The sequence below is a fragment of the Sphingobium sp. LB126 genome (assembly GCF_002795205.1).
In the GTDB taxonomy this organism is placed as follows: Bacteria; Pseudomonadota; Alphaproteobacteria; order Sphingomonadales; family Sphingomonadaceae; genus Sphingobium; species Sphingobium chungbukense.
In genome coordinates this window covers 1-18,618 of sequence record NZ_NETV01000006.1, presented here as the reverse complement: position 1 = coordinate 18,618, position 18,618 = coordinate 1, and the positions used below count along the sequence as shown (strand labels likewise).

The window sequence follows — 18,618 nt, the reverse complement described above, 5'->3', positions numbered from 1 at the left end:
GAACCGTTCGGAGGCGGCGGCGCGCCCGAGGAAGGTAAAGGATTGCGTCAGCACGAAGCCGAAATCGACCGCCAGGAGCGACTGGAACTGGCGCGGCGTCGTGTAGGCTGGATATTCGCGGATACCGAAGATGCCGCCAAAGGCGCTGCGATCGGCGTCGCGCACTTCGACGGTCTCGCCGCCGAAGACGACGCGCTGGCGGTAGAGGGCGCTGCCGAGATGACCGCGAATGACGGGGACGCGGCGGTGCCGGCCCGTCATCACCATTTCGGCGACTTCCATCGTCTCGGAAAATTTGATGCCGTTATGGCCGTAGATCGACAGCCGGCGCGGCGCGCAGCGCGCCATCAGCTTCGCGAAATCGCGCGCCTTGTCCTCCAGCGCCTCCAGAAGATCGGCATCGACCGCATCNGCCTCCGCGNCCGCCCTGGCCNTGTTCTTGAAGAGCTGGACCAGCATGTCCGCGCCGTGGACCGAAGGGCGCAGCACCAACGTCACGAAGAAGCGGTTGATGAACATCCGCTCCTTGTTCATCCGCGCAAAATAGGCGGCGTCGAGATCGCGCGCGAAGCGCGAGCGGAAATTGCCGCCNGGATATTGNTCGANCCGCGCGCGCACCAGATGCGTCCAGANCGACAGGCGATCGTCGTGCAGGTTGCGCAGCGTGCCGTTCAATTTGGCGTGCCAGTCGTTGAGATCNCGCACGTCGGCNGTCTCGAACGCGAGGCCCTGCAGCTCGAACGCGACCATGATCGSSCSGGAATCGAGCATCACCATGTCGTCGGTGACATGCCGCGCATAAGGCAGGAAGCGCGTCGGCATCACTTCCTTGAGCGCGACCTTGAGCGGCACCTGATCGGCGAGCTGACTGGATCTAGCCATTGCGCCCGAACCCCCGGCGCTTGATGCCCTTCAGCGGGAGCGGCGTGTAGCTGGACCCGNCCCAGAAGGCCCGATTGGGATTGGCTTGTTTGGTGCGGCCCCACAGGAACAGGAGCCGGAAAGCGTTGACGTCATGGCGCACGACGAGGCGCGAGATGNCGAACATCACCGCGCCCAGCACTGCGCCGTAGAGCGGATTGGCGGTGNCGATCAGGGTGATGACCGAGGCGAGCAGAACAACCACGGCCGCCTCGATCGGGATGCCGGCGAACAGCGCAGGCCGCGTCACCGCCAGAAACAGCGGATTGCGCACCATGACTTCATGCTCTTCCTCCACGCCACGCACTNCCAAAACAGGTGAGGACGGGGCGCTGTTCGCGCTCCGNCCCCATAACGATCAGCCCTGGAGCTGGTCCACGATCCACGGCGCCGAGAAGATGAGCGCGATGCCGATGATGACGGTGACGAGCGCACCGGTGTTGACCCGGCCCGTCAACCACCCGAACCCCGCCGCGATGATCGCGAGAATGGCGACGATGCGCAGCAGGCCGTTGCTGAGCAGATCCAGCACCGACTGGCCGAAGCTCTCCAGATTGGTCTGCGCGAACGCCGGCTCGGCCGACAGCAAGGATGTCAGCGCCACCAGGCCGAACATCGCGGCGAGGTCGGCCGCCTTGCGCCGGCGCGGCGTCAGCGCGCCCAGGCGGGCCATGATTTTCGATCGGAGGGCGAGCGCCGGCCCACCGAGCATGACGAGGTTCATCGCTGTTCTCCTTCTGCGAGCCGCACGCGCTCGTATTGCGCCCGCGCGAACACGTNCCACGCGGGCGGCGGTGGTGAAGGCGCGGGCTGCGCGTTCGCGGACGTGTTTTCCTCGACGAGCGCGGCGAGCTGCGCGGACGCGCTCGAACCTTCNGTCTGCATTTGGGCTGATTATGGGGCTGGCGCTGGCTTGCGCGGAGATCGGGGCCAGCGGCATCGCGGCGCGGATCGCGACGGGGCGGATGCCGTTGGCGACGCCGGCATTGCCCACGACCTTGCCGACATAGCCATTGGCAAAGCCGCGCGAGCGCGAGCCGGTGTTATACATGGAGAGCGCGATGCGCAGCGCGCGCTGGGGATGCAGNCCCGCGCGCACGCTATGATAGTTGNCCGACAGCACCCCGCCGGCAGCCGCGATGTTCGTGCATGGGTCGNACACAGTTTCCCAAGAGAGGCCGAGTCGCTTCATGTTGCGCGAATTGATCTGGCCGAGGCCCAGATCGACCGAATAGCCCTGGCCCACATAATGGCGCGCGGTCTCGATCGCGTTTTCAAGGCTCGTCGGCACGATCTTGCGGCCGAGGCCGTTGACGTTGATAGCCCATTCGAAGCCCTGGCTTTCGGTCTGGACGATCGCCGCGATCGTGGCGGGCGCGACATCCGGCGCGCATTGCGCCGCGAGCCCCATGATGACCGCGGCGGGGAGTGTCATTGCGCTTCCAGTGCCCGTGCAGCGCCGCGCCGGCCCGGCTGTGCCGGGGCGCTCGCGCGTGCAAAGGAAACGGTTGCCGCGCGGGATGCAAACAAGCGATTTGCCATGTTTTCACTCCACTNGGTGAAATCAGGCTAAATTGCTCCAGGTTGTTTGCCTACCCAGAATCCGACAAAGGTTCATATTGGAGGTTTCGTCCTGCCCCACTAAAATGCCGCTTCGTCCCTCGAACCGGGATAAGGGTGGACATGGATCACGCCGTCATAGCCATATCCCAATATGATATGGCGGATCGCGGAAGCTGCCTTTTTATACAATCGGATACGCTTTTTGTCGTAGAGGCCGACATGATACATCGACGTGCCACGCCAGCTCACGCGAACATTGATGAGCCACTTGCCCGTATCATGCTGGTGAACATGGACGTCGGTAATCGTGCCCCCCAGGGGCCGCATCGAGGTCAGTTCGCGTTCCAAGATAAGCTCTAATTCCATGCCGNCCCTGCATAAGTGATTTCATAGCTTTTCGCTGGTGCTCTTTCTTGCCGCGCACTAGCCTATGCGTCCTTCAAAGGAGGTATCCAGATATGGCGCGACAAGAAAGGGCGTCGATCGAGGCGGACGCGGACCGCGTGGTCCGTCAGCTCGGCGGCAAATGGACCGGCGACTTCGCGATGTGCCGCTGTNCCGCGCATGCCGACGGCAAGGCCAGCCTGTCGATCCGCGTCGGCGAGCGCGCGGTCCTCTTCCATTGCTTCGCGGGCTGCACCGCCGATGCGATCATGGCGGCGCTGCGCTCGGGCAAGATCCTCGCAAGCCCCGATCACGATCCCGGCCAGCGCCAGGAGGGGAAGGGGGACTTGAACAAGCTCGCCCTCGCCGTGTGGCGGCACGCCGAACCCTTCACCGGCACGCTCGCCGACCGCTATCTGCGCGAGACGCGGCTCATCATCCCCGATGGCATCAACGCGCGGTTCGATCCGCGCTGCCAGCTCGGCGCCGGCGCCGCCAAGGCGTTCGCCCCGGCGCTGATCGTGCCGATCGAGGAAGACGCCGGCGTCGTCGCCATCCACCGCACCTTCCTCACCCCCGATGGCCGCGACAAGGCGGCGGTCGAGGAGCCCAAGCGGATGCTCGGCAATCCCGGCGCGGGCGCGGTGCGCTGGGGCGGCATCCCGCTCGACGGCATCCTGCGCCTCGCCGAAGGCGTCGAGGACGCCGCCAGCGTCATGAACATGCTCGGCCCGGGCCGCTTCGTCTGGCCGGTGCTGGGGATCGAGCGCTATCAGGCGATCACGATCCCCGAGAGCGTCCATACCGTCGTTATCTACAGCCAGCATGGGCGCGAGGCGGCGCGCGCGATCGCGCGCGCTACCCCGCACCTGACGGCCAATGGCCGCCAGCTCGCGGTCAAGCCGCCGCCCCATGCCGGCGACTGGAACGACCTGTTGCGCGAGATCCGGTCGCTATGAAGCTGTTTCCCGGCGCGACGGCGTTCCAGCGGTGGACGATGGGGATCAGCTTCGTCGTCGTCGCGCTCTATGCGATTTCGCAAAATAGGGAATCGCTGGTCGAAGCCTCGCGGACCCGGCTGGCATCATCGTCTCCGGCGATCATTGACGGCGATACGATCGATTTTCCCACAGCAAGGGTGCGGATTATCGGGATCGATGCGCCCGATGACGATGTGCCGCAGCTCAAGGCGATGGCGAGCCAGGCCTTGCGCGATCTGACGAACCGCGATGGCGGGTTGGACTGTTCGGTGTCGATGTTCGACTATGCGCTGCGCCGGGAGAACCAGTGCCGCACCGATGCGAAAAGTTCGGGCCGTCTCAATCTGGCGTGCCGCTTTCCCGCGAACCGGGCCAGTGTCGGGGCAACGCTGGTGGCTCAGGGCTATGCCGTCGATTACCGGGTGTTCTCAGGGGGAGCCTATGTCGCGCTGATGCAGCAGGCAGCGGCGAAGCGGGCGGGACTATGGGGCGTCGACTATGAAGCGATGCGCCAGTTGGCGGTGCGCAGGGCACAGGTGCCCAAGGGATGCAGCACAGGCACCATCGCGCGATGATCGGGCAAGGTGTAACCGGGATAGCCAAGATAGGGCCGGAAACGGCGTCAGAAGCGCCAGGAAGGCACCCAGAAAGGCCACAAGGGGTCCGGGCCTGCCTTCGGCCCGCGCTCTACGGCGCGCCGCTCTGGCGGCGCTCCACGGAACCCCGCGCACGGGTTTCCGCCCATCCGGGTGACGATCAGGCTAGGCCACAGATGACCGCCCGTGCGGGCGGGCGCGGCGTGCCGGGTCCGGCACGCATATGATCGAGCGCGGCTCTNCCCAAGCGATCCGCGTCGGCCGCTGGGGCATGGCGCTCGCGCTCGTGATCGGCGCGGTGCCGATCGGCCGCCTCATCCGCAATTTTCCCTATCTGCTGCCCAATCGGCTTCCCGGCCTCATCCTCTACGAGCTGGGGCCGGGGCTGATCCTCGCCGCCGCGATCGGCACCGCCATCGCCGTCACCCGCGACAGCGGGCCGCGCTACGGCATCGCCGCACGGCTCGCGCTGTTCCTCATCGCCGCGCTGGTCGCCGGCGCCGTCACGCTAGGAATCGAGTTCGCCGGCGTCCTGCAGGGCCAATGGCTGTGAGCGGTCCGAAACCCGTTGCACCCCGCGAGCCGCGCGCCCCATCATCCTTTCCGCGTCCTTTCCGTCCTTCAGGCGAGCCCGTCCCATGACTTTCGACCCATCCATGATCCACAATCTCGCCGCGGAAATGTTCTGGCGCACGGCCGAGACAATCGGCGTGCCGGAAGCCAACCGGCTCGTGCTGGAGAGCGAGGGCGCGATCCTGCTGGAGCAGGACTATGCCGAGGATCTGTGGCAGGCGTTCCCGGTCCCCTCGCTCACCGAGGCCGAGGCGCGCGCGGTGCTGAACGCGGTCGCCGCCGAAGCCCATGCCTATGCGCGCGACGAGGAAAACATCCAGGGCAGCATCTATCTGGAGGACCGCGACACGGGCCGCTCGCCCAGCGCCGCCGCCATCGACTGCGCGCCCCTCGCGATCGTGCCGACATGCGCCTACAAGAGCCCCGTGGAGCGTCTTGGCCGGCTTTGCCTGCGTCACCCCCTCCCGGCGGTCGTCTTCGCGCCACGCATGCCCCAAGGCACGCTGATCGAGGTCGCCGACACTGAAACGGCGCTCGGCTTCGCGATGCCGATGTTTCTCATCGTCACCGGCACCCAGCAGATCGATGCCGCGTCGGTCGTGCTGATGGGCTATTTCATGATCCCGACGCCCAGCCTCCAGCACGGCGCGCTCTGGGATCGTGTCATCCAGAATTCGCAGCGCGTGACGGAGGCGATACACTTCGGCCGCGATCTGGAAGTCACTTTCACCTGGCCGGATGAGGTCGGCGAGGCATAGCGTGCGGCGCCTGCCTTGAAACCGATGGCAGTTTTTGCCATTATATTTGGCGAGGTGATTTTATGGCGTCGATGAATGTCTCTCTTCCCGATCCCATGCGCGACTATGTGCAGTCGCGCATCGACAGCGGCCACTATGCCAGCGTCAGCGACTATGTGCGCGACCTGATCCGGCGCGATCAAAGCGAAGTCGTCGACGAGGAACGCTGGCTGAAGGAGCTTGATGCCTCGATCGAAGAGGGCCTGAAGGAGATGGAGGCCGGTGGCGGGCACGATCTCGATGAAGCCTGCGATGCGATCATTGCCAACCTCCGCGATACCGCCGATCGCAAGCAGCACTGATGCTGGTGCGGCTGTCGTCGCGAGCCGTTCGCGACCTGGAGGGGATCAGGACGCGGATCGCCGAGGATAATCCCGCGCGATCCGTGACCTTCATCGCGGAGGTGCGCGAAGCGGCCGCCCGTATCGGCGGGATGCCACGGGCCTTCCCGCTGGTGCCGCGTTACGAGCATCACGGCATCCGCCGCCGGTCCTATAAAGGCTATGGCATCCTCTATTCGGTGCAGCCCGATCGGATCTTCGTCCATCGCATCATCGGTCCCGGCCAGGATTATGATCGCGCGCTAGGGCTGGCCTGACCCGGCCATATGTGAGGGAGCGCGCCGGTGACAATCGATATCGATGACATGGCGGTTGAAGGCATCATCAGCGCATGCGGCGATCAGGGCGGCGCGATCCTGTTTATCCGCCCCGTCACATCCGCGAGCTAATGACTTCCCGAGACGTTCGCGGGCGGCAGAACCCGCGCGAGATAGTCCCCGATCCGGTCGGGGCAAGCGACATCGAAGGTCGCGCCGACATAGCCGTCAGGCCGCACGAGGACCGCGCCGCCGCTGGCCAGACCGAGCTGGTCCGATGGATCGCGCAATTCCGCGCCGTCGCCAATCGTCACCACGCGCACGCCTTCGCGCGGCGGCGCGGCGGGGCTATAGCCGGGTTCGGAAACGAGCAGCGTCCAGTGCGGCCCGGTCAGCACGTCGAACAGGCGGCGCGGCTGTCCCGCCGCCCCGATCAACGCCGCGTCGGGCATCCGGTCGCCCGCCAGCGGCCCTGTCGTTCGGGCACCGGCATCGTGCGACAGCGCCGATCCCGCATAGCCGATATCGAGCTGGTGCGTGTCGCGTCCGCGTAGGCCGCCGCCCTGCTGGTGGTGCCCTTCGAGTAGGCGGGTCGACAGGCCCAGCACGTCGGCCGCGACCGCACGCCGTTCCTCTTCATAGGTATCGAGCAGCGCGTCAGGCGCGCCGGCGAGGACCGCGGCGAGCTTCCAGCCCAGATTATAGGCGTCCTGAATGCTGGTGTTGAGCCCTTGTNCCCCGGTCGGCGGATGGATATGCGCGGCGTCGCCGACGAGGAAGATCCGGCCCGCGCGGTAGCGATCGGCGAGACGCGCGTTCATCGCACAGGCCGATGCCCAGGATACCGAGCGCAGCTCGATATCGCGCCGCCCCGTCCGCTCGGCGATCATCTGTTCTAGCCCTTCGGCCGAGAGATCCGGTTCGCCTTCCAACGGGATCGGCGCTTGCACCTGAAACAGATCGGTGCCGGCAAGCGGGCAGATCGCCACGAGCCGTTCCATGTCGCCGTCGTTGAACTGGTGCCAGGCATCGCGTGTCAGACCGCTCAAGCGCACGTCGGCGACGACCGCGCGCACCCCCAGTGTCTTGCCGGGAAAGCCGATGCCGATCGCACCGCGCACGAAGCTGCGCCCGCCATCGGCGCCGATCAGGTAGCGCGCGTGGATCAGCTCTTCGTCATCGCCGCGCTTGAGGCGCGCGATGACGCTGGCGTCGTCCTGCTCGAAACCCGCAAGCGCGGTGCCGAACGTCACTTCATGGCCCAGCTCGGCAAGCCGCTCGCGCATCACCCCTTCGGTCAGGAATTGCGGGATCATCAGCGCCAGCAGATAGGGCGTGTCGGCCGATGCAGGCCGCGCCTCGAACACCGTCGTTTCCGCGTAGCTGCCATCGGCGCGGTAGTTGCGCATCGGAGGATAGAGTCCGCCCGCCGCCACGATCCGGTCGATGATGCCGAGATCCTCGAACACTTCCTGCGTGCGCGGCTGAATGCCTTTGCCGCGCGAGCCGCCGAACGGACAATCCAACTGGTCGATGATGCGGAACGACAGCCCGCGCCGCGCTAGATCGATCGCCAGCGTCAATCCGGCGGCGTGGGCTCCACAAATCAGGACGTCGATTTCAGCTCGCTCTTCCACGTCTAACTCCTGTGGGCGGACGATTGCGCGCGCTGCCTACCGCGTAGGGTGTGCCATGTGGCACACCTGTCGGCGATCTTTCGCGCCGGTGAGCGTTGCCAAAGCGCTCACCGCTTAGAATTTGACGGGGATCGTCAGTTACACTTCGGCAGCCATGTCCGCGGGGACATTGACAGTGCTGGTCAGCGTCTTGAGGCGCTGTCGTGCTAGCTGCATTGGCAAAGGCATTGCCGTTTATCAGTGGAAACGGTCGAAGGTCGTCGACGATGTTCCCCGAGCGGAGGGACGCGATCCGCATTAGGTAGATCATGTACGCCACGGCAGAAGATCACAGCGCTGATTGCGCCCGCTATTCGCACTCATTTGTTCAGGGGATTGCGTGCGAGCACCCACGCTGCCCATAGCCACCCTATGATCAGCACCGTGCCTCCAACCGGCGTCACCGCGCCGAGCCAGCGGGGTCCGCCGATGGCCATGAGATAGAGGGAGGCTGCAAACAGGCACCCGCCTCCGAGCAGGGTCGCGGCGGCACGCGGGGCTCGTCCCATGATTGCCAGAGCGGCAACTGCGTGGATCAACTGATAGATTCCACCTGTTCGCAGCCATTCGGCCTCCTGCGGACCGGATGCACCGTGAGCGCCAAATGCGCCCGCCGCTACCGCAAGGGTCGCCGACAGGGCGGCAATTAGTCCGATCATTGCGCACATCCTTCCACGCTTTCTCCGCGTTTCCGCACGCTGAATCGGCAGCGAGCGGCCAGCGTCACGGCGCGCATTTCCGCTGCGACACCTTGTCCGTCGTTGAACAACCAAGGCTGGCCAACAATGCGACCAACCGCCTGCAGGCAGGATCTCCTCACAGCGGGCTCCGCCCGGCATCCTCTTGCCGTCGAAGCGCCTCTCTTCCCTTGAGGATTCGTCGCACCTCGGCTTCGTACTCGACCGCAAGGAAGCGATGGCGCGAGGCGATCTCGGGCGTCGCCGCGGTCTCGGCTGCTGCGCGCTCCTGATGCGCCCGCGTTTCATAGTAGCTCAGATGGTCGGCATGAGGATCGGTCATAGAGTCTCCGCAGCAAGTGGGGACCGGATCGGAATGCCCGTCGAGCGGCAAAGGGGGCCTGTCTGCCGGCCGCGGCCAAGCTGGGGCATGCGAGGCCGCATCGGGGGCGGGGATGATGGCCGGCAGACAGGCGGCAGGATCATGGGCAGTCCTCTCCTTTCGCTCATGATCCCACCAAGGCATTCTGGTCGTCGCGTGGTGAAGACGCGGATTTCGCGCATCAATGCCCCCCGCTCATGTCGATTGGTCCCTTGGGTTTGGGAGCAAACCAGATCAGGACAGCGCCCAATGCGAAGCACATGGCAATCGCCGCGAACATGTTGAGCGTCGCCAGCATCACACTCTGGCCCTCGACCATTCCGGACAGCATGGCGGTCGCCCTTTCGTGCGACATGCCATCCGCCATCATCCCATCGATCGTGGCCTGGCCCTGCGTCATGGCGCCGACCAGCTCGGTCTGGTTCTGCCGCGCCGCGCTTGTCCATCCTGTCTGGACAAGCGATGCGGCGAACGCGCCTCCGAGAGTCCGCATGAAATTGGAGATGCCGGCCGCGTCCGCCTGCTCCTCCCGGTCCACGCTGGCCATGCAAATCCCCGTCATGGGAATGAAGAACATCATCAGGAAGGGCCCGGTCATGAGCATCGGCCATGCCATCTGGAGAAAGGTCATGTCGGGCGTGAAGCCCATGCGGTAGACGGAGATGAGACCCAGCCCCATGAGGCCGATGGAAACGATCAGGCGGGGGTCGATCTTTTCGGCCGCCTTGCCGATGATGGGCGATGTCAGGACGGCGAAGATGCCAATGAACGCAATCGCATAACCCGCCCATGTGGCGGTGTAGCCCATATTCTGCTGGAGCCAGAGGGGTATGAGCACGACCGTGGCGAAGAAGGCGCCGAATGCGACCGGATAGGTCATGGCGCTTGCGACAAAACCGCGATGCCTGAATATGCGCAGGTTGATGATCGGGTGCTTCTCGGTGAGTTCCCATATCAGGAAGGCGGCGAAGCCGATCGCAGCGATGACGGCTAGGATCTGAATCTCCGTTGCCGCGAACCAGTCGTGATTGCGCCCCTCATCGAGCATGATCTGCAGTGCGCCGACCCAGATGACCAGCAAGGCGAGGCCGACCATATCGATGTGGCCCTTGATGACTGTCTCGATCTGCCCGCGAAACAGGTACAGCAAACCCAAGCCCCCGGCGGCCGCGATCGGCACGTTGATGAAGAAGATCCACTCCCAGCCAACATTGTCGGACAAAGTGCCGCCGAGGATAGGCCCGGCAATCGGGGCGACGGTGGTCGTCATCGCCCAGATGATCGTGGCCACGGCGGCTTTCTCGGGCGGAAAAATGCGCAGCAGCAGCGTCTGCGACAGGGGAATGATCATGCCGCCGGCGAGCCCGAGCAGCACGCGCCCCGCGATCAACATTCCGAGCGTGCCCGACAGGCCGCAAAGGAGCGACAGCACCGCGAAGGCCAAATAGGCGCTGATGAAGACGCGCTGCCCACCGAAGCGACGCGCGAGCCAACCGCTGAGCGGCACGGTGATCGCCTCGGCCACCGCATAGGATGTGATCACCCAGGTCGCCTGCGTCACCGACACGCCGAGCGAACCGGCGATGTGGGGGATCGAGACATTGGCGATGGTCGTATCGAGCACGACCAGGAAATTGCCCATACCGATCAGGATCGCGGCGAGGATCAGTTTCGTCCCGGTCAATGGCCCGGCGACAGAGCTTTTATTGCGGGTCACGGCGTCGGCCATGGCAGGAAACTCCGCCCGATCAGTTGGAAACGTCGATGTCGGCCGTCATCGACAGGCCCACCCGCAGCGGATGCGTCTGCAACTGCTTGGGATCGAGCCTGATTCGCACGGGCAGGCGCTGGACAACCTTGATCCAGTTTCCCGTCGCGTTCTGCGCAGGCACCACCGCGAACGCCGAGCCCGTGCCGCCCGAGAAGCCGACGACCGTGCCGTCATATTGGACGCTGCCGCCGTAAAGATCGGAGGTCAGTTTGACCCGCTGGCCGGGCTTGACCTTCCGGAGCTGCCCTTCCTTGAAATTGGCGTCCACATAGGTCGCGTGGATCGGCACCACGATCATCAACATGGCGCCGGGCTGCACCCGCTGGCCGACCTGTACCTGGCGGCGCGAGATGATCCCATCGACCGGCGCACGCAGGACGGTGCGATCCAGATCGACACGCGCCTGATCGCGGGCGGCGCGGGCGGCCAGCACCTCGGGATTGGTGGCGTTGGTGGTGTTCTCGATCAGCGCCCGGTTCGCATCGCGGCTGCCGATTGCGGAGGTGCGATTTGCGGTTGCCGAGGCGCGGGCCGCCTCGGCGACCTTGAGATTGGCGAGCGCGGTGCTGTGGGCGTTGCGCGCGATAGTGAGTTCCTCGCCCGAGACCGAGCCGGAGGCAGCTAGCGCCTCGCGCCGCCTCAGGTCGATCCGCGCTCGGTCGAGATCCGCCCTCGCGGCCGCAAGCTGTGCTTCAGCGCGCGTTTCGTCAGCGGCGCGCGCCGCGATCTGCGCGCCGAGGCCGGTGTCGTTGGCGGCAAGGCCGCGCACACGCCGTTCGGTCAGCGCCAGTTCGGCCTCCGCCCGCGCCAGGGAAAGCTTCGCATCGGTATCGTCGAGCCTGACCAGTATGTCCCCGCGCTTCACGGGCAAGGCATCGTCCACCAGCACGTCGCGCACCGGCCCGCCGATCAGCGGCGTCACCTGTGCGACATTCGCCCCGACATAGGCGTTGTCGGTTTCGACGTGGCGCGACGCGATCAGCGCATCATAGGCATAATATCCGCCTCCCAGAACGGCGACGGTGGCGGCAAGGCCGATGAACAACCGCTTGCGCTTGCCCTTGCGTGCCGCGTCATCCGCGGCACTGTCCGGTCCGGCGGCGAGGGCGTTATGGTCGATGGTGAGGGTCGGCTCGGACATGGCTCGGATTTCCTTCAAGAACGGTAGCCGCCGCCGAGCGCGCGGATGAGGGCGACATCGAGGACGAAAGCACGGGTTTTCAGGGAGGCGAGCGTGCGCCGGCTCGTGATGAGCGCGTCTTCGGCGACCAGCACGTCCAGGAAGGTGGCAAGGCCGCCGCGATAGCGATTGTTGGCCACCGTCCACGCCGCCGCTGCCGCACGTTCGGCTTGGGCCGCCCGGTCGAGCCGCTCGCCGAGCGCACGCTGGCTGGCCGCGGCGTCGGCCACTTCGCGCAGCGCCTGGACAAGCGCGCCGTCATATTGGGCGACGGCGGCCTGATAATCGGTTTCTGCCGCACGATGCCGGCTGCGCAAACGCCCGCCATCGAAGATCGGCAAGCTGAGCGCCGGGCCGGCGGTCCCGAACTCGGACCCCGATTTGAACACGTTGTCGATGCCGAGGGCTTGCAGGCCGATCAGGCCGGCCAGATTGACGTTGGGATAGAAGGCCGCGCGTGCTTCCTTGATACGGCTCGCGGCGGCTTCGCTCCGCAGCCGCGCCGCGATGATGTCGGGACGCCGTCCGATCAGTTCGGCAGGCAAGCTGACCGGCAGGCCGAAGCTACCGGAAACCATTGCGGCCGGGCGCGCGATAACCAGCCCCCGGTCGGGACCGGCCCCGATCAGCACCGCGATCCGGTTCCGGTTGAGCGTGAGCGCTTCGTCCAGCGCGGCCAGATCGCCCTGGGCGGCCGCCAGCGCGGATCGGGCGCGCTCCACCGCGCCATCATGTTCCAGCCCCTCGACCTTTCGACCCTGCATCAGGTCCAATGTGCGGCGGCGCACTTCGAGCGCGTGTTCGGCAGCATCGTGCTCGGCATAGAGCGCGGCAAGATCGGCATAGGCGCTGGCGACCCCGGCCGACACCGCGAGCCGGGTAGCCGCAGCCTCCGCGCCGGCAGCCCTGGCGTCGGATCGCGCCGCTGCAAGCGCCGCCCGATTCCGTNCCCAGAAGTCCAGCTCCCAATCGAGGCGGAGCGTAGCCTGCCCGTAGTCGGGCCAACCTTTGGGCGAAAACGCTTCCGGTATCAGATAATTGTAGCTCTGCTTGGTGGCGCCGGCTTCTGCATTCGCGCCTAGCGACGGCAGCAAGCGGCTGCGCGTCTCGCTAACCAGCGCCTCGGCGCGAGCGAACCGGGCTTCGGCGACGCGCAGGTCGGTCGCACCCACCAGACCCTCGGCAATCAGCGTGTTCAGTTGGGGATCGCCGAAGCCCTCCCACCAGCGGTCCGAAGGCCAGGAGACTTCAGGCGCTGAAAAGCTGGCGGAACTGGCGAGGTTTTCCACCGACGCGATCGGTGGCAAGTCGCGCGGCTGCGGCAGGGTGGCGCAACCGCTCAGCGCAAGAACCGTCGCAAGGGCGACCATCCCCGCGGTCATCCCGTGCCGTGCACCGATATGCGATGGAACCATGTTTCGCCCCTAAACCATACAGGACGGTCATTTATGTGCACCCTCTTGCACGTGTCAATCCNAAACCGTACAAGTCTGTACGAGAAAGAGAGGGCAGATGAGAGTAAGGACGGACGCGCGTCGCAACGCGATCCTGGATGTCGCGACCGAAGTCTTTCGCGAAACCGGCTATGCCAATGCGAGCATGGCGATGATTTCCGCGCGGATCGGTGGATCGAAGGGCACGCTCTACGGCTATTTCAAATCGAAGGAGGAGCTGTTCGCCACCGTCATGATGGCGACCATGGAAGAGCAGGCGGAGAAAACCATCGCATTGCTCGATGTCTCCGAGCCCGATGTCGGACTGGCGCTGCGCACTTTCGGCAACGCCCTTCTGGCGATGCTCACAGCGCCCGACACGATCTCGATGTTGCGCGCGGCCATTGCCGAAGGGGGAAACTCCAGGCTGGGCGCCATCCTCTACCAACTGGGCGCCGAGGGCGGATGGGACGCCATGAGCCAGTATATCGCACGCCTACAGGAAACGGGCGTGCTGCGCCCGGCGGACCCGCGCGTCGCGGCGGCGCACCTCAAAGGCCTGCTCGAGACCGGGTTCATAGAACCGCTCTTATATGGAGCTCAGCCCTGGTTCGTGGCCGAAGAGGCGGTGGCCGCTGCCGTGGAAGCCTTCCTGCGGGCCTATCGATGCGCGGGAGGCGAGCAGTAGCGCGATGTCCTTGGCTACCTTTTCACTTTCCGGCGTCGATTGCCGCGTGCCGCTCAAAATCGGCGCGTGCGCCTAGGTCATGCCGAAACTCGACGACTACGTTCTGTTCGCCCATGTCGTCCGCCATGGCGGGTTTGCTCCGGCCGAACGCGCAACCGGGATCGCGAAGACCAGGCTGAGCAAGCGGGTCGCAGCACTGGAACGCGCCTTGGCATGCAGGCTGCTTGAGCGGTCCACGAGGAGTTTTCGGGTCACCGACATCGGCCTGGAAGTTTATCACCGCAGCGNAAGCGATCCTCGCCAATGCCGACCAAGCCTACACGGCCGCCGCCCATTCGCTGGGCAAGGTGACGGGTGGCATTCGCGTCGCATGGCCTCTGGGCCTCGCCAAATCCTTTGCGTCGCAGGCTCTGGTCCGTTTCATGGAGACCTATCCCGATGTCCGGGTCGACCTGCAGATCGCTGACGGNCCCCTGAACCTGATCGATGACGGAATCGATCTTGCGCTGCGTATCGGGTCCGGGGCGCGAACGGAGGAGTCCCTGGTTGTTCGGACGCTCGGCACGACGCCGACGCGCCTCGTGGGTGCGCCGGCGCTGATTGCTCGTGATGCGCCATCTATAGTGGCGCATCTTGGCCGGTTTGCGACCCTTGCGGGCATTGGACCAGACCATAGGCGCTGGACTCTGGTTGGGCCGGACGGGAAACGGGAATCCTTTGACCACACACCGAAACTTGTCTGCGCCGACGCGGAAACTGTGCGGGACGCCGCGATCGCAGGACTGGGCATCGCGCTTCTGCCCGAGCCGTTGTGCGTGGCCGAACTCAGGCGTGGCACGCTGGTTCAGATGCTTCCCGNCTGGCAAGGTGTTGAGCAAAAGATCGAACTGCTTTTCACGACCCGCCGCGGCATGCTTCCCTCGGTTCGCGCGCTGATCGATCACCTTGCCGGCTCGTTCGCATGCTCGGGATTTCGCCACCGGGCGCTCCCGCAAAACACCAGCATCACCCATATCGTCGGATTTTGACGGAGGCGACAGCGTCGCTCCTGCGGCAACGCTGTGTCGATCAGGCGCGCACTACTGGCACGAAGATGCGGGCAATAGAACACATCGAAGCCGCAATAAGGGAATTATCAATGCGCCTCCTGCACGTCGATTCGAGCATTACTTCGGGAAACTCCGTCAGCCGACAGCTCACCGCTCGGCTGACCCGGCGCTACGCGACCGAAGCGTTCGACGTCTCGGTCGTATATCGCGACCTGGCACGCAGTCCGCTGCACCATCTTTCTCCCGCCTATCTCCAGGCGCAGTTTGCCGAACCGGGACAGCACAGCGCGCCGTTGGAGGAAGACCTTTCGGTTAGCTCCGAGGTGCTCGAGGAGTTCCTGGCCGCAGACACCGTCGTCGTGGGCGCTCCGATGTACAATTTTACGATNCCCAGCCAGTTGAAGGCCTGGATCGATCGCCTTGCGGTGGCGGGCAAGACCTTCCGTTATACCGAGACCGGGTCGGTTGGGCTCGTGGAGGGCAAGAAGCTGTTCATCGTCTCCACGCGCGGCGGCTTCTATGGCCCGGAAACCGCTCTAGCGTCCATCGATNACCAGGAGCCCTATCTCCGCGCGGTCTTCGGCNTTTTCGGCGTCACCGATCTCACCTTCATCAGGGNCGAAGGCACAGTCATCAGCGACGACTTCCGCGAGAAGGCCATCGGATNCGCTGAAGAANTGATCGACACGCTGCCGCTCGGCTGAGCGGCGCTGNCATGGGATGATGGACATGATCCTTGACGAACTTCTGAAATCGAAAAGCGATGTTCTTTTCTCCGTGACCCCTGAGACGTCCGTCGATCAGGTCGTGGAGCTTATGTNCAGGGAAAATATCGGCGCGGTCGTTGTCCTGGACGGGGGAAAGCTTGCCGGTATCCTGTCCGAGCGCGAGATCGTCCACGNCCNTCGCAAGCATGGCCCTNGGCTCGCCATGTTCGAGGNCCAGCATATCATGGTCCGCAATCCGCCGTCGGCATCTGTCGATGACCGGATCGACCATNTGATGACGATCATGACGCGCCAGAAGATGCGTCACGTGCCGATCGTCCGCGATGTCAGCATCATCGGCCTTCTGAGCATCGGCGACATCGTTGCATCCCGNCTTCAGGAAATGGCGGACGAAAACGCTGTGCTTCACGATATTGCCCGAGCCNAGCTCGCATCCTCGTGATTTGCCGTGTCTCTGCGAGAAACCATATGCGCAGCGGATGTCGGGGAAGGGTCCCTCGCCGAACATCCGATCGAATTGAANGGGCCGATCGGCCCCGACCTCCGTCGGCCACGAAGCGCTGTCAAAGGGGGTGTTGCTTCCGGGGAGCAACACGCTCACCAGGATCGAACTGGCNGTCATAGCCCTGTCCCGTCATGATCCTTTGCCACAAGCGAAAGAANAGGGNCGCTTTTCCGCCCTGGTTTTTGGGCGTCGNCCCCAGCTCGCTTTGGCGNACCCCCNGTTGGAAGCCCNTCGGCGCTATGCGANTGTGGTTNGCTTAACTCNGGGCGTACCGCAAGAGGCCGAGCGCGCGNGNGTGTTGAACGCGGGCTTTGACCCCACGCAGATCGCAGAAATCGATCGTCTCTTACNGTAAGCATACGCAATTGCACCGGGCGGGATGAAGGACATGCGNCCCGTCTCGTNCCATCGATCATCATCCGGTGAGGCTGGCGTCAAACGCCGACGTTACGGCTCGACGATCGAGGCCGTTGAATATGGCGAGATCGTCTCCCATCCCAGCGTCGAATAGAGGGCTTGCCCGTCTTGCGTGGCGACGAGAAGTTCCATGCCGCCGACGTGCCGCCGAGCGTCGTGCAGTGCCCGCATGAGTGCGTGTCCCAGGCCCTTCCGGCGATGGTCAGGCTCGGTGACGATCCGATCGTAGATACAGATGTCCCCGGTTTCTACCGCGTAACCGCTTGCCGCGAGCGCGCCTGTCTCAAAGAAGATGCGTGCCTCCAACACCATGTCGACCCGGCTGATCTTGATCGTATACCCGCAAGGGAGATGCCTGAAGGGAGGCTTGCCGGCGCCCTGCATGAAGTACCGCGGGGCGTGNATCGTCCACCCAATCGGAAGCCATGCTCGCAGTTCGTCGCAAGTGCCGCAGAGCTTCAGGACGTGACGAGGCTTGCTAATCGAACGGGCAAGGTCTCCAAGACCNGCCACCACAGCGGGAAACACCCAACGCGCGACTTCGGCGTCCGAATTGGTATCGACACGGAAGCCGNCATGTTCGGGGACCGGCNAAGGCAGCCCGCGCGCGACCGACCGGGCTGACAGCCATGCATATAAGGTCTGCGGATCGATACCGTGAATGTTCGCCATTTCACGCGCTCACTATGCCACTGCCTCCTGGCAGAGGGCGTACCCCTGTCAGCTACCCGTATCGCCTCCAGACTCCAATCTGACGACGATCTTCTCCAAAATGTCGCGCAAGGCGCCCTTTTCCTGCTGCGAAAGGCCTTTGAAAGTGTCCGCGACCAGATCGCGGCGCTGGTGCTCCGCGATGGCCCAGATGCGCCCGCCTTCTTCGGTAAGGAACAGGCCATAGGCCCTCCAGTCGGATTCATGCGCCGCCTTGCTCACGAAACCACGGCGTTCCAGTTCCGCGATCGCACGTGCCACCTGCGCCTTGTCGCGTGCCGTGCCCTTGGCGAGAGCCTGCTGCGTCACTCCCGGATTTCGGCCGATCGCACCGAACAGCCGCGCCTGGAATAGCGGAAGCTGAAGCAGTTCGTGCGCCGGCAGTTGTTCGAGCCGGCTGTGAAATCCCGTCGTTATGGCCCGGAAAAGCCGGGTCAGCTCATCATCCATCGAAAAATCTCTTCAGCAAAGGGTTGACAAAAGTCAACTGATTAACCCATCAAAACGCTGATGATAATGCCTCGCAATAGTGGAATGAGGCATGATCTGCTCCAAACTGGGTGAACGGGGGTTACAGGTGAAATTTCAGGCATGCTCGATAATCGCGTTGGCGTCGATGGCGGCTCCGGCCATTGGCCAGGATCATCCCGGCGCTGAGNCTCGTTCCCAGACCCGCACCTCGNANAGCGAAGCGAGCGAGATCGTGGTAACCGCCGCCGGCTTTGAACAGCATATCCTGCGCGCGCCCGCCTCGATTTCCGTCGTGCCGCGCGAGGAACTGGAAATTGCGCCGTTTCGTGACCTCACGGATGCATTGCGCAACATCGAGGGCGTGTCCGTCACGGGCACCGCCAACGAGCAGGACATTTTCATCCGCGGCCTGCCGGGCGCCTATACGTTGATCCTGGTCGACGGTCGACGGCAAAGCTCGCGCGATAGCCGCACCAACGGCAATAGCGGCTTCGAGCAAAGCTTCATGCCGCCTGTCG

General features: G+C 64.6%; 20 protein-coding genes and 13 pseudogenes. 10 read left to right on the top strand and 23 right to left on the bottom strand.

The features are described from left to right. The 12 genes and pseudogenes from CAF53_RS28795 to CAF53_RS28735 form a co-directional block, all read right to left on the bottom strand. Window positions 1–411 (bottom strand): annotated as a pseudogene (locus CAF53_RS28795) (transporter); the annotation flags it as partial. A gap of 23 nt (window positions 412–434) precedes the next feature. Beyond that, window positions 435–591 (bottom strand): hypothetical protein (locus tag CAF53_RS28785; protein ID WP_242443679.1); only part of this gene is annotated, 157 nt, incomplete at both ends. A 42-nt stretch (window positions 592–633) separates the two neighbouring features. Beyond that, window positions 634–699: pseudogene (locus CAF53_RS28775) on the bottom strand (hypothetical protein); the annotation flags it as partial. Between the two features lie 13 nt (window positions 700–712). Then, a partial coding sequence (locus CAF53_RS29280; protein WP_347337877.1) for a hypothetical protein occupies window positions 713–822 on the bottom strand: 110 nt, incomplete at its 3' end. A 52-nt stretch (window positions 823–874) separates the two neighbouring features. Next, window positions 875–941: pseudogene (locus CAF53_RS29275) on the bottom strand (type VI secretion protein); the annotation flags it as partial. Window position 942: 1 nt separating this feature from the next. Continuing rightward, window positions 943–1,040 (bottom strand): annotated as a pseudogene (locus CAF53_RS28765) (VirB3 family type IV secretion system protein); the annotation flags it as partial. Window position 1,041: 1 nt separating this feature from the next. Beyond that, window positions 1,042–1,088 (bottom strand): annotated as a pseudogene (locus tag CAF53_RS28760) (hypothetical protein); the annotation flags it as partial. 1 nt (window position 1,089) lies between these two features. Continuing rightward, a partial coding sequence (locus CAF53_RS28755) for a VirB3 family type IV secretion system protein (protein WP_242443677.1) occupies window positions 1,090–1,198 on the bottom strand: 109 nt, incomplete at its 3' end. An 81-nt stretch (window positions 1,199–1,279) separates the two neighbouring features. Further along, window positions 1,280–1,645: a TrbC/VirB2 family protein gene (locus tag CAF53_RS25780; RefSeq protein WP_231746344.1), complete on the bottom strand. Its 366-nt coding sequence runs from the start codon at window positions 1,643–1,645 to the stop codon at window positions 1,280–1,282. A 153-nt stretch (window positions 1,646–1,798) separates the two neighbouring features. Continuing rightward, window positions 1,799–2,008 (bottom strand): annotated as a pseudogene (locus tag CAF53_RS28750) (hypothetical protein); the annotation flags it as partial. A gap of 26 nt (window positions 2,009–2,034) precedes the next feature. Further along, window positions 2,035–2,078, bottom strand: a pseudogene (locus CAF53_RS28740) (hypothetical protein); the annotation flags it as partial. Between the two features lies 1 nt (window position 2,079). After that, window positions 2,080–2,332, bottom strand: a 253-nt coding sequence (locus tag CAF53_RS28735) for a transglycosylase SLT domain-containing protein (RefSeq protein WP_242443676.1), incomplete at its 3' end; no start/stop codon positions are given. Window positions 2,333–3,137: 805 nt separating this feature from the next. On the opposite strand from CAF53_RS28735, the gene CAF53_RS29270 reads away from it, so the two are divergent. The 5 genes from CAF53_RS29270 (at window position 3,138) to CAF53_RS25740 (ending at window position 6,412) form a co-directional block, all read left to right on the top strand. Beyond that, complete coding sequence (locus CAF53_RS29270) at window positions 3,138–3,827, top strand: toprim domain-containing protein (RefSeq protein WP_062068238.1); 690 nt, start codon at window positions 3,138–3,140, stop codon at window positions 3,825–3,827. After that, window positions 3,824–4,423: a thermonuclease family protein gene (locus CAF53_RS25760; RefSeq protein WP_231746346.1), complete on the top strand. Its 600-nt coding sequence runs from the start codon at window positions 3,824–3,826 to the stop codon at window positions 4,421–4,423. Before CAF53_RS29270 ends, CAF53_RS25760 begins: the two co-directional genes overlap by 4 nt. A gap of 659 nt (window positions 4,424–5,082) precedes the next feature. Next, a complete protein-coding gene (locus CAF53_RS25750) occupies window positions 5,083–5,775 on the top strand; it encodes a hypothetical protein (protein ID WP_062060970.1) in 693 nt (230 codons plus the stop codon). 62 nt (window positions 5,776–5,837) lie between these two features. Continuing rightward, on the top strand, window positions 5,838–6,116 hold the full coding sequence (locus CAF53_RS25745; RefSeq protein ID WP_082635046.1) for a type II toxin-antitoxin system ParD family antitoxin: 279 nt from the start codon (window positions 5,838–5,840) through the stop codon (window positions 6,114–6,116). Beyond that, a complete protein-coding gene (locus CAF53_RS25740; RefSeq protein WP_062060973.1) occupies window positions 6,116–6,412 on the top strand; it encodes a type II toxin-antitoxin system RelE/ParE family toxin in 297 nt (98 codons plus the stop codon). The genes CAF53_RS25745 and CAF53_RS25740 overlap by 1 nt, the downstream gene beginning before the upstream one ends. 128 nt (window positions 6,413–6,540) lie before the next feature. On the opposite strand, the pseudogene CAF53_RS28725 reads toward CAF53_RS25740, so the two are convergent. The 8 genes and pseudogenes from CAF53_RS28725 to CAF53_RS28715 form a co-directional block, all read right to left on the bottom strand. Beyond that, a pseudogene (locus tag CAF53_RS28725) lies at window positions 6,541–7,147 on the bottom strand (FAD-dependent monooxygenase); the annotation flags it as partial. Window position 7,148: 1 nt separating this feature from the next. After that, the coding region (locus CAF53_RS28720) for an FAD-dependent monooxygenase (protein ID WP_242443667.1) at window positions 7,149–8,049 on the bottom strand (901 nt) is incomplete at its 3' end. 359 nt (window positions 8,050–8,408) lie between these two features. Continuing rightward, entirely contained in the window at window positions 8,409–8,747 is a 339-nt protein-coding gene (locus tag CAF53_RS25730; RefSeq protein ID WP_062060979.1) for a DUF423 domain-containing protein, read from the bottom strand. A 157-nt stretch (window positions 8,748–8,904) separates the two neighbouring features. Next, window positions 8,905–9,108 carry a hypothetical protein gene (locus CAF53_RS25725; RefSeq protein WP_062060982.1) on the bottom strand — a complete coding sequence of 68 codons (204 nt, stop codon included), beginning with the start codon at window positions 9,106–9,108 and terminating at the stop codon, window positions 8,905–8,907. Between the two features lie 220 nt (window positions 9,109–9,328). Continuing rightward, entirely contained in the window at window positions 9,329–10,876 is a 1,548-nt protein-coding gene (locus tag CAF53_RS25720; protein ID WP_100240041.1) for a DHA2 family efflux MFS transporter permease subunit, read from the bottom strand. A 19-nt stretch (window positions 10,877–10,895) separates the two neighbouring features. After that, entirely contained in the window at window positions 10,896–12,059 is a 1,164-nt protein-coding gene (locus tag CAF53_RS25715; RefSeq protein ID WP_100240040.1) for an HlyD family efflux transporter periplasmic adaptor subunit, read from the bottom strand. Between the two features lie 14 nt (window positions 12,060–12,073). Beyond that, a pseudogene (locus tag CAF53_RS25710) lies at window positions 12,074–13,046 on the bottom strand (efflux transporter outer membrane subunit); the annotation flags it as partial. A 1-nt stretch (window position 13,047) separates the two neighbouring features. Then, window positions 13,048–13,468: pseudogene (locus tag CAF53_RS28715) on the bottom strand (multidrug transporter); the annotation flags it as partial. A gap of 142 nt (window positions 13,469–13,610) precedes the next feature. Here CAF53_RS28715 and CAF53_RS25705 point away from each other — a divergent pair. Beyond that, complete coding sequence (locus tag CAF53_RS25705) at window positions 13,611–14,219, top strand: TetR/AcrR family transcriptional regulator (RefSeq protein WP_100240038.1); 609 nt, start codon at window positions 13,611–13,613, stop codon at window positions 14,217–14,219. A 470-nt stretch (window positions 14,220–14,689) separates the two neighbouring features. Here CAF53_RS25705 and CAF53_RS28710 read toward each other — a convergent pair. Then, on the bottom strand, window positions 14,690–14,893 hold a 204-nt coding region (locus tag CAF53_RS28710), incomplete at its 3' end, for a hypothetical protein (RefSeq protein WP_242443666.1). Between the two features lie 287 nt (window positions 14,894–15,180). Between CAF53_RS28710 and CAF53_RS29265 the strand changes: the two are divergent. The 3 pseudogenes from CAF53_RS29265 to CAF53_RS29170 form a co-directional block, all read left to right on the top strand. Further along, window positions 15,181–15,656 (top strand): annotated as a pseudogene (locus CAF53_RS29265) (NAD(P)H-dependent oxidoreductase); the annotation flags it as partial. A gap of 1 nt (window position 15,657) precedes the next feature. Beyond that, a pseudogene (locus CAF53_RS28700) lies at window positions 15,658–15,819 on the top strand (NAD(P)H-dependent oxidoreductase); the annotation flags it as partial. A gap of 68 nt (window positions 15,820–15,887) precedes the next feature. After that, window positions 15,888–15,934: pseudogene (locus CAF53_RS29170) on the top strand (hypothetical protein); the annotation flags it as partial. Window positions 15,935–16,948: 1,014 nt separating this feature from the next. Here CAF53_RS29170 and CAF53_RS27795 read toward each other — a convergent pair. Together CAF53_RS27795 and CAF53_RS25675 are read right to left on the bottom strand one after the other, a co-directional pair. Continuing rightward, window positions 16,949–17,230, bottom strand: coding sequence for a GNAT family N-acetyltransferase (locus CAF53_RS27795; protein ID WP_242443674.1), 282 nt, complete (start codon window positions 17,228–17,230; stop codon window positions 16,949–16,951). Window positions 17,231–17,638: 408 nt separating this feature from the next. Next, entirely contained in the window at window positions 17,639–18,079 is a 441-nt protein-coding gene (locus CAF53_RS25675) for a MarR family winged helix-turn-helix transcriptional regulator (protein WP_100240033.1), read from the bottom strand. A 235-nt stretch (window positions 18,080–18,314) separates the two neighbouring features. On the opposite strand from CAF53_RS25675, the gene CAF53_RS25670 reads away from it, so the two are divergent. Next, the coding region (locus CAF53_RS25670) for a TonB-dependent receptor plug domain-containing protein (protein ID WP_157801398.1) at window positions 18,315–18,618 on the top strand (304 nt) is incomplete at both ends.